Genomic DNA, 8,282 nt, shown 5'->3' on the forward strand with positions numbered 1-8,282 from the left:
AGGGGACCTCGCCGTCGGATGCCGGGGCGGCCGGGGTTACAGGAAGCCCCTGCGGCGTCCGGCGTCCTGGAGGAAGCCGTCGAGCTGCTGCTCCCAGTTGGTGTTGTTGATCGTCGCGTAGTCGACGGTGAACCGGCTGAACGCGTCCTGCCCTTCGGTGAACACGCCGCCGCGCTTGTCGAGCTCCAGCACGACCTCCATCGACTGCGGGTACGCCACGAACGTCACCTCAAGCTGCTTGATGCCGCGCGCGTACTGGCTCGGAGGGTAGAACTCGATCTCCTGGTAGAACGGCAGCTCCTGGTGCACGCCCCAGATGCGGCCCTTCTCGCAGTCGGCGTTGGTGAACCGGAAGCCGAGGTTGGAGAACGCCGTCAGGAGGCGCTCCTGCGCGGGCAGCGGGTGCACCGCGATCGGGTCGAGGTCGCCCGGGTCGATCGCCCCGGCGACCTCCAGCTCGGTCGCGACGCCGACCGTGGTGCCGCGCAGCGGCTGCCCGTACATGTGGGTGAGGGGCGCCTCCCACGGGACGGGCATCTGGAACGGGACGCTGTGCCGGGCGCCCTCCTGCAGGCTGAAGCCGCCGGCGACCGGCATCTTGGCGTACTCCAGGTTGGAGGTGTACTCGTTGTCGCCGGACTCGACCTCGACCCTGGTGCGCAGGGCGAGGTTCACCGCCTTGATGTCGGAGTTGTACTGGCCGCCGATGATGGTGATCTCGCCCGAGACGACCCCGCCGGGCGTGGTGTTCGGGTCGTGCAGGATGGTTTCGATCGACGGGCCGCCGATGCCGACCGCCTGACGCAGCTTCTTGAAGACCAAGGTCCGTCCCTCCCGTGTACGAGCGCTCCCGGGGCGCTCTCCGTCCCATGCGTCCGGGGCATTCTTGTCCATAGACGCTGTTACGGGAGATTACGTTCCTCGGTGGCGTGGTGACCTGCGAACCGCCGGGTTCCGCCCGGCCCTCAGTGGCCGCCGCCCCCGGCGAGGTTCAGCCCGACGACGCCGATGAGGATGAACGCCAATGCGGTGATCTTGACCGCGGAGACCTGGTCGCCCATGACCAGCATGCCCAGCGCCGCCGTCCCGACGGCCCCGATGCCGACCCAGACCGCGTAGGCGGTGCCGACGTCGAGGTTCTTCAGGGCCAGGCTGAGCAGGCCGAAGCTGGTCACGGCGAAGACGAGGAAGCCGGCGGACGGCCACGGCTCGGTGAAGCCCTTGCTGGCCTTCAGGCACAGGGCCATCGCGACCTCGAAGAGGCCGGCGACGATGACGAGGATCCAGGCCATGGTTCTGCTCCCGGTAGACGAGGCGGCACTGTCACGCGCCGTCTTCGCCTGCCGGGTACGGCGCACCTCGTCCGGGAGGACCACAGGCCCTCTCCTGCGTGAACGGCCCCGAACGGCCGGGTGTTCCCGGCCATGGCACTTCTCGTTTCAGGAGCGGCCCAGGGCGCGGTACTCCCAGCCCGCGGCGCGCCACCGGGCGGCGTCGAGGGCGTGGCGGCCGTCGACGACCCGCGGGTGCCGGACGACGCGGGCGAGCGCCTCCGGATCGACCTCCCGGAAGTCCGCCCATTCGGTCAGCAGGACGACGACGTCGGCGTCGCTCGCGACGTCGAACGCGCTGTCGCCGTAGCGCAGCTCGGGGAAGGCCCGGCGGGCGTTGCCCACCGCGACCGGGTCGTAGACGCGGACGTCCCCGCCGAGGTCGTGCAGGGTGTGCGCCACGTCGAGCGCGGGAGCGTCGCGGATGTCGTCGGAGTTGGGCTTGAACGCGGCGCCCCACGCGGCGATCCGCTTGCCGGCGACGTCGCCGCCGAGCACCTCGCGGACGATGTCGACGGTGCGGGCGCGGCGGCGCCGGTTGATGTCGTCCACCTCGCGCAGGAACGACACGGCCTGGCCGACGCCGATCTCCTCGGCGCGGTGGGCGAACGCGCGGATGTCCTTGGGGAGGCAGCCGCCGCCGAAGCCGAGGCCGGGCCGCAGGAACCTGCCGCCGATGCGGTCGTCCAGCGCGAGGGAGTCGGCGAGGTCCTTGACGTCGGCGCCGACCGCCTCGCAGACCTCGGCCATCGCGTTGATGTAGGAGATCTTGGTGGCGAGGAAGGAGTTCGCGGCGACCTTGACCAGCTCGGCGGTGGCCAGGTCGGTCCGGATCACCGGGGTCCCTTGGTCGAGGACGGGCCGGAACGCGGCCCGCAGCCGCTCGTCCGCCCAGTCGGACGCGACGCCGAACACCAGCCGGTCGGGACGCAGGGTGTCGTCGACGGCGAAGCCCTCGCGCAGGAACTCGGGGTTCCAGGCCAGCTCGGCGTCGGCGCCCGCGGGCGCCAGGCCCTGGAGGACGCCGGTGAGGCGCTGCGCCGTCCCGACCGGCACCGTGGACTTGCCCACGACGAGGGCGCGGCGGCGCAGGTGCGGTGCGAGGGAGCGGACGGCGGCGTCGACGTAGGTCAGGTCGGCGGCGTCGGAGTCGGGGCGCTGGGGCGTCCCGACGCACACGAAGTGGACGTCGCCGAACTCGCCCGCCTCCGCGTACGAGGTGGTGAACCGGAGGCGGCCGGACTCCAGCGCCTTGGTGAGCAGCTCCGGCAGGCCGGGCTCGAAGATCGGCACCTCGCCGGACGCCAGCCGGTCGATCTTCTGCTGGTCGACGTCGACGCCGAGGACCTCGAACCCGAGGACGGCCATGCAGATCGCATGCGTGGCACCGAGATATCCGGTCCCGATGACGGTCAGTCTCGGGACCCCGGCATCCCCCTGCTTCATGCGCACCTCCCTTTGCGTCGCGGTGTTCTCGCGCCGCACGATCTTCCCACCGCCCGCCCCGCGGCCGTCGCCGGGTGCCGGGTCGCCGGGCCGCTGCCCGGAAGCGGCTGATCGCGTGAGTTACGTCACACGCGACGGCCGAGCGTGGTTCTATATGGCCTGCCTCCGTCGGAACGCGGTGATTAAGGGTGGTTGTCACTGGTTACTAGCGGGTAGCATGATGTTGAGTTACTGACCAGTACGACGCGCGGGGCCCGGCGGGCGCCGCAGGACTATACGGAGTCTCGAATGGGGCACTACAAGAGCAACCTCCGGGACCTGGAGTTCAACCTCTTCGAGGTGTTCAGGCGCCAGGACCTCCTCGGCAGCGGCCCGTACGCCGAACTGGACGAGGACACCGCGCGCAGCATCCTGGACGAGATGAACCGCCTGGCCGAGGGCCCGCTGGCCGAGTCCTTCGAGGACGCCGACCGCAACCCGCCCGAGTACGACCCGGCGACCGGCACGGTGACGATGCCGGAGAGCTTCAAGAAGTCGTTCAAGGCGTGGATGGACGCCGAGTGGTACCGCCTCGACCTCGGCCCCGACTTCGGCGGCACCGGCGCCCCGCGCTCCCTGAACTGGGCGGTCGCCGAGCAGGTTCTCGGCGCCAACCCGGGCGTCTACCTGTTCTCGTCCGGCCCCAGCTTCGCCCAGATCCTCTGGCACATCGGCACGCCCGAGCAGAAGAAGTTCGCCGAGCTGGCCCGGGAGCGGAAGTGGGGCGCCACGATGGTGCTGACCGAGCCGGACGCCGGCTCCGACGTCGGCGCCGGCCGCGCCAAGGCCGTCGAGCAGCCGGACGGCACCTGGCACATCGAGGGCGTCAAGCGCTTCATCACCTCGGCCGAGCACGACATGTCGGAGAACATCTTCCATCTGGTGCTGGCCCGTCCCGAAGGCGCCGGCCCCGGCACCAAGGGGCTGTCGATGTTCCTCGTCCCCAAGTACCTGGTGGACGTGGAGACCGGCGAGCTGGGTGAGCGCAACGGCGCCTACGTGACCAACGTCGAGAAGAAGATGGGCATCAAGGTCTCCACGACCTGCGAGCTGACCTTCGGCGAGAAGCACCCGGCGGTCGGCTACCTGGTCGGTGACGTGCACCAGGGCATCAGGCAGATGTTCCTCGTCATCGAGCACGCGCGGATGATGGTCGGCACCAAGGCCATCGCCACCCTGTCCACCGGCTACCTGAACGCGCTGGAGTACGCCAAGGAGCGCGTGCAGGGCGCGGACATGACCCAGATGACCGACAAGTCCGCCCCCCGGGTGACGATCACCCGCCACCCGGACGTCCGGCGCAGCCTCATGACGCAGAAGGCCTACGCCGAGGGCATGCGCGCCCTGGTCCTGCTGGCCTCGTCCTACCAGGACTCCGTGCAGATCGCCCAGCACGAGGGCCGCAAGGACGAGACCGCCGAGAAGATCAACGACCTCCTGCTCCCGATCGTCAAGGGATTCGGCTCGGAACGCGCGTACGCCCTCCTCGGCGCCGAGTCGCTGCAGACCCTCGGCGGATCCGGCTTCCTGCAGGACTACCCGATCGAGCAGTACATCCGCGACTCCAAGATCGACACCCTCTACGAGGGCACGACCGCGATCCAGGGGCAGGACCTCTTCTTCCGCAAGATCCTCCGGGACAACGGCGAGGCCCTCAAGGCGCTCGTCGGCGAGATCAGGGCCTTCGCGGAGTCCGAGGCGGGCAACGGCCGGCTGAAGAACGAGCGGGCCCTCCTCGGCCGCGCCCTGGACGACGTCCAGGGCATCCTCGACCCGATGGTCGGCTGGGCGCTCGGCTCGATGGAGAACCCGAAGGAGCTCTACAAGATCGGCCTCAACTCGTCCCGGCTCCTGATGGCCCTCGGCGACCTCATCGTCGGCTGGCTCCTCTGCCGCCAGGCCGAGGTGGCCCTCACCGCACTCGGCCGCGGCGACGTCTCCGACTCCGACAAGGCCTTCTACAACGGCAAGATCGCCGCCGCCCAGTTCTTCACCCAGACCGTCCTCCCCCGCCTGGCCGCCGACCGCGCCACCACCGAATCCACCACCCTCGACCTGATGGACCTCCCCGAAGACTCCTTCTGAGGCTCAGCGGCTTGGTCGGCGGGAGGTAGGGAAGAAGAGCGCGTCGGTGAATCTGTGGACCTCGGCGGCCAGATCAGGTAGCGGGCCGGTGACGTGCTGGACGACGAGTTCGGCCGTGCCGCCGAGGTAGGCCATGATGAGCATGTCGTCCGGCTCGCGTCCGAGCACCGCCGCCACGAGCGCGGCGAGTTTGCGGAGCGCCTGGTTGCGGCGGGCGAGGATCGTCGGCCCGCCGCCCATGGCGTCGATCGCGAGCATCCGGGTCAGATGCGGCTCCGCGTCCAGCAGGCCGAGCGCCGCCGTCAGGGTCTCGTGCAGTCGCTCGCGCGGATCCCCGGCACCGACCTCCACCTGGTCGATGAGGTCGTCCAGGTCGTCGTAGACGGCGAGGAACGCGCTCTCCTTGTCATCGAACAGCTCGTAGAACGTCTTGGTCGAGACCTGGGCGCGGCGGACGATGTCACCGATCGTGACCTTTCCGTACCCCTTGTCCACCACGGCCTCCGCTGCGGCACGCAGGACGCGGGCGCGCTGGACCGATCTGACCTGGTCGCGGCCGAGGGCATGCCGATGCCGGGGAAGCGCGGAGTAAGTAGGCACTTGCGTCACCATGTCCATCAGTCTATCTTGAGAAAATACATATTTTCTCTAAGGAGTAGATGTCATGGTCTCGGGTCTCTTCGACGACGCTTCGGCCATCCGGAAGGTGACCGCCGAGCCGCACACACTGCTCGGCGGCACGGCCGCGCTTCTGCTGCAACTCGCCCACCCGAGCGTCGCGGCGGGCGTCTCCGAGCACAGCGAGTTCAAGCAGGACCCGCTGCTCCGTCTCTTCTCGACACTCGACTACCTGGGGATGGTCGTCTTCGGCACCAAGGAGGAGGCGCACCGGATCGCCTGGCACGCGATGCGTGCCCACGACCGGGTGAAGGGCCCGGGGTACTCGGCACATGACGCCGACCTGCTGACCTGGGTCTTCGCCACGCTTTCGGAAGGCGCCCGCGACCTTCAGGAGCGGCTGCACGGCCCCCTGGACCCAGACCTGGCGGAGCAGTACTACCAGCAGACCGTCCTGCTGGCCACGCTGCTCGGCGCGCCACGGGAGGCGATCCCCGAGGACCGGGCCGCCTTCCGCGCGTACTGGCAAGAGCAGATCACCACCTTGCACGTCAGCGATGTGGCTCGCCAGGAAGCTCAAGCGATCCTCTATCCACGCCCCCTGCTGCTACGGCTCGGAGCTCCACTCAACCGGCTCATCACCGCCGGCCTCCTGCCCGAACAGATCCGACGCCAATACGACCTGCCATGGACACCGTTCCGAGAGCGCCTCTTCCGTGCGCTCATCGCATCGATGTCCCTGCAACTGCGCGTGACACCAGCGCCGATCCGTCGGCTGCCCACCAGGGGCCTGATGGCCTTGGCGCGCCGCACCCGCTGGAAGAAGTATTCCGCTCCGGCGGCCGAGCGGGGGCAGGGCCGAGTCAAGGGGGCCGTGTGACCGCGGGATCGCTCGCGCAGACGTCGTCCTACCTCGGCCCGGAATCGCTCCTTTGGCGCTACGCCGGGGACAGGCGCTACGGACTGGTCATGCCGCGGGCGGCGGCGCTGCAGATGCTGCATCCCGCGATCGCGGCCGCCGCCGAGCAGCACTCCCGCTTTCCAGGCTCGTTGTGGGCACAGCAGGCCCGAGCCGTGCCGCAGGCGATCGGAGTCGTCTATCAGGACGCCGCGTCCGGGGCGAGAGTCCGCCGGCTGCACGAAGAGATCAAGGGGCGCGACGGCAAAGGCAGGCGCTACCACTCACTCACCCCGGATGTCTTCTTCTGGGAGCACGCCACGTTCGTCGACGCCCTGATGACGGCGATCGACCTCTTCGACAGACCGCTCTCCCGCGAAGAGCGCGAACGCCTCTACCAAGAATCCTGTATCTGGTACCGGAGATACGGGGTCAGCGACCGCGTCGTCCCATCCGACTACGGCTCGTTCGCCGACTACTTCGACGCTGTCTGCAAGCAGGTCCTCGAGTCGAACTCCGTCTTCGACGTCTACTTCGAGCAAATCCTGCGGCCGGACGCCTGGCTGCCGCGGCTGCTGCCTACGGGCCTGGCCCCGGTCCTGCTGCCGCAGCCCGTCCGGCACCTGGCGGGCTTGACGGTCTCATCCGCCGACGAGCGCGGCTTCCGCCGCTTCGCCCGCACCGTACGGCTGAGCTGGCCGGTCCTTCCCTCAAGCCTGCGCTACTTCCCTGTCGCAAGGCAGGCCTTCAACCGGAAGGGACCGCCGCATGCCCGCTGAGCCCGCCCCCTGGGCAACCTGGAGGCCGAGCCGACCGTGGTCGCCCGCGGCTCGCTGCTCCTGATGAACCGCCGGCGGGACCTCATCCTGATGACCGCGATCGGAGCATCGTCATGACGCCCCTGGACCTGAACGGCCCGGACTTCATCGCCAACCCCTACCCCGCCTATGCCTGGCTCCGCGACGTGGCGCCGGTCCACCACCTGCCCGCTTCCGATCTGTGGTTGGTCAGCCGGCGAGACCACGGTCCCCGAAGGCGCACGTGTTCTGCCACTGGTCGGCTCGGCCAACCGAGACCCGCGCCACTGGAACGACCCCGACGCCTTCCGGCTGGACCGCACCACGGGCGACCACATCGCCTTCGGCTCGGGCATCCACTTCTGCATCGGTCACGCACTCGCCCGCCTCGAAACCCGGATCGCCCTGGGAACCCTCGCCCGGCGCCTGCCCCACCTGGCCCCAGCCGGAACCCCGGACCGCATCAGCAGCCCCGTACTACGCGGACTCCGCTCCCTTCCCGTCACGGTCAGACCCGCACTCCAGCCCGCCGAACCACGATGAATCCTTCGGGGTCTCGCAGACCGCCGAACCCACACCTGATCCTCCACGAGTGGCCGCCATCCTCGACAAGCTGCCGGTCTGAAGACCTGCTCGGCCCCACCACCAGCCTGCTCGGTTCGGTGACCGCTTGACTTTCGAGTCGGGTCGAAGGTTTACCGTCGCGGGTATGAGCACGATGCGGATCTCCCAACTCGCCGAACGCTCCGGGGTCCCGGCCACCACCCTGCGGTTCTACGAGTCCGCCGGTCTGCTGCCCGCCGACCGGTCCCCGGCCGGGTACCGTCTCTACGGCGAGGACGCGGTGGACCGCCTGGCGTTCATCGGCGCGGCCAAGCACCTGGGCCTGCCGCTGGAGGAGGTCTCCGAACTACTGGGGGTGTGGGAGTCGGGCGCCTGCTCAGAGGTGAAGGCCGACCTGCGGCCCCGCGTCGCCGCCCGGATCACCGACGCCGAGGCGCGCGCCGCCGAACTGGCGGCCTTCACCGCCACCCTCCGCCAAGCCCTCAGGCACCTCGACTCTCTCCC

General features: G+C 69.5%; 9 protein-coding genes and 1 riboswitch. Of the genes, 5 read left to right on the plus strand and 4 right to left on the minus strand.

Translation table 11 applies throughout. From position 1 onward, the window contains the following. Nucleotides 1-36 precede the first annotated feature (36 nt). The 3 genes from E1281_RS16105 to E1281_RS16115 all read right to left on the minus strand — a co-directional run bounded on the left by E1281_RS16105 (nt 37) and on the right by E1281_RS16115 (nt 2,777). Nucleotides 37-822 carry a sporulation protein gene (locus E1281_RS16105; RefSeq protein WP_131878926.1) on the minus strand — a complete coding sequence of 262 codons (786 nt, stop codon included), beginning with the start codon at nt 820-822 and terminating at the stop codon, nt 37-39. 143 nt (nt 823-965) lie between these two features. Then, nucleotides 966-1,292, minus strand: a complete 327-nt coding sequence (locus tag E1281_RS16110; RefSeq protein ID WP_131878928.1) for a multidrug efflux SMR transporter — start codon at nt 1,290-1,292, stop codon at nt 966-968. 32 nt (nt 1,293-1,324) lie between these two features. Beyond that, a riboswitch (guanidine-III (ykkC-III) riboswitch) is annotated at nt 1,325-1,387 on the minus strand. A gap of 52 nt (nt 1,388-1,439) precedes the next feature. After that, complete coding sequence (locus E1281_RS16115; protein ID WP_131878930.1) at nt 1,440-2,777, minus strand: UDP-glucose/GDP-mannose dehydrogenase family protein; 1,338 nt, start codon at nt 2,775-2,777, stop codon at nt 1,440-1,442. Nucleotides 2,778-3,065: 288 nt separating this feature from the next. Here E1281_RS16115 and E1281_RS16120 point away from each other — a divergent pair, with 288 nt between their 5' ends. Continuing rightward, nucleotides 3,066-4,901 (plus strand): acyl-CoA dehydrogenase, encoded by a 1,836-nt coding sequence (locus E1281_RS16120; protein ID WP_131878932.1) that lies wholly within the window; start codon nt 3,066-3,068, stop codon nt 4,899-4,901. 3 nt (nt 4,902-4,904) lie between these two features. Here E1281_RS16120 and E1281_RS16125 read toward each other — a convergent pair whose 3' ends face one another. Then, nucleotides 4,905-5,513, minus strand: coding sequence for a TetR/AcrR family transcriptional regulator (locus tag E1281_RS16125; protein WP_165958953.1), 609 nt, complete (start codon nt 5,511-5,513; stop codon nt 4,905-4,907). A 52-nt stretch (nt 5,514-5,565) separates the two neighbouring features. Here E1281_RS16125 and E1281_RS16130 point away from each other — a divergent pair, with 52 nt between their 5' ends. The 4 genes from E1281_RS16130 to E1281_RS16145 all read left to right on the plus strand — a co-directional run. Continuing rightward, the gene (locus tag E1281_RS16130; protein ID WP_131878936.1) at nt 5,566-6,399 is read left to right on the plus strand and encodes an oxygenase MpaB family protein; all 834 of its coding nucleotides are present in this window, start codon (nt 5,566-5,568) and stop codon (nt 6,397-6,399) included. Next, nucleotides 6,396-7,196 (plus strand): oxygenase MpaB family protein, encoded by an 801-nt coding sequence (locus tag E1281_RS16135; RefSeq protein WP_165958954.1) that lies wholly within the window; start codon nt 6,396-6,398, stop codon nt 7,194-7,196. Before E1281_RS16130 ends, E1281_RS16135 begins: the two co-directional genes overlap by 4 nt. 168 nt (nt 7,197-7,364) lie before the next feature. Beyond that, nucleotides 7,365-7,757, plus strand: coding sequence for a cytochrome P450 (locus E1281_RS16140; RefSeq protein WP_131878939.1), 393 nt, complete (start codon nt 7,365-7,367; stop codon nt 7,755-7,757). Nucleotides 7,758-7,923: 166 nt separating this feature from the next. Further along, a partial coding sequence (locus tag E1281_RS16145) for a MerR family transcriptional regulator (protein ID WP_131878941.1) occupies nt 7,924-8,282 on the plus strand: 359 nt, incomplete at its 3' end.

The sequence above is a fragment of the Actinomadura sp. KC345 genome (genome assembly GCF_004348515.1).
Taxonomy (GTDB): Bacteria; Actinomycetota; Actinomycetes; order Streptosporangiales; family Streptosporangiaceae; genus Spirillospora.

Bases quoted from the DNA above. Each gene is read 5' to 3' on its own strand.
- E1281_RS16110 (WP_131878928.1), bottom strand. From the start codon at position 1,292: ATGGCCTGGATCCTCGTCATCGTCGCCGGCCTCTTCGAGGTCGCGATG.
- E1281_RS16115 (WP_131878930.1), bottom strand. From the start codon at position 2,777: ATGAAGCAGGGGGATGCCGGGGTCCCGAGACTGACCGTCATCGGGACC.
- E1281_RS16120 (WP_131878932.1), top strand. From the start codon at position 3,066: ATGGGGCACTACAAGAGCAACCTCCGGGACCTGGAGTTCAACCTCTTC.
- E1281_RS16125 (WP_165958953.1), bottom strand. From the start codon at position 5,513: ATGGTGACGCAAGTGCCTACTTACTCCGCGCTTCCCCGGCATCGGCAT.
- E1281_RS16130 (WP_131878936.1), top strand. From the start codon at position 5,566: ATGGTCTCGGGTCTCTTCGACGACGCTTCGGCCATCCGGAAGGTGACC.
- E1281_RS16140 (WP_131878939.1), top strand. From the start codon at position 7,365: ATGCCTGGCTCCGCGACGTGGCGCCGGTCCACCACCTGCCCGCTTCCG.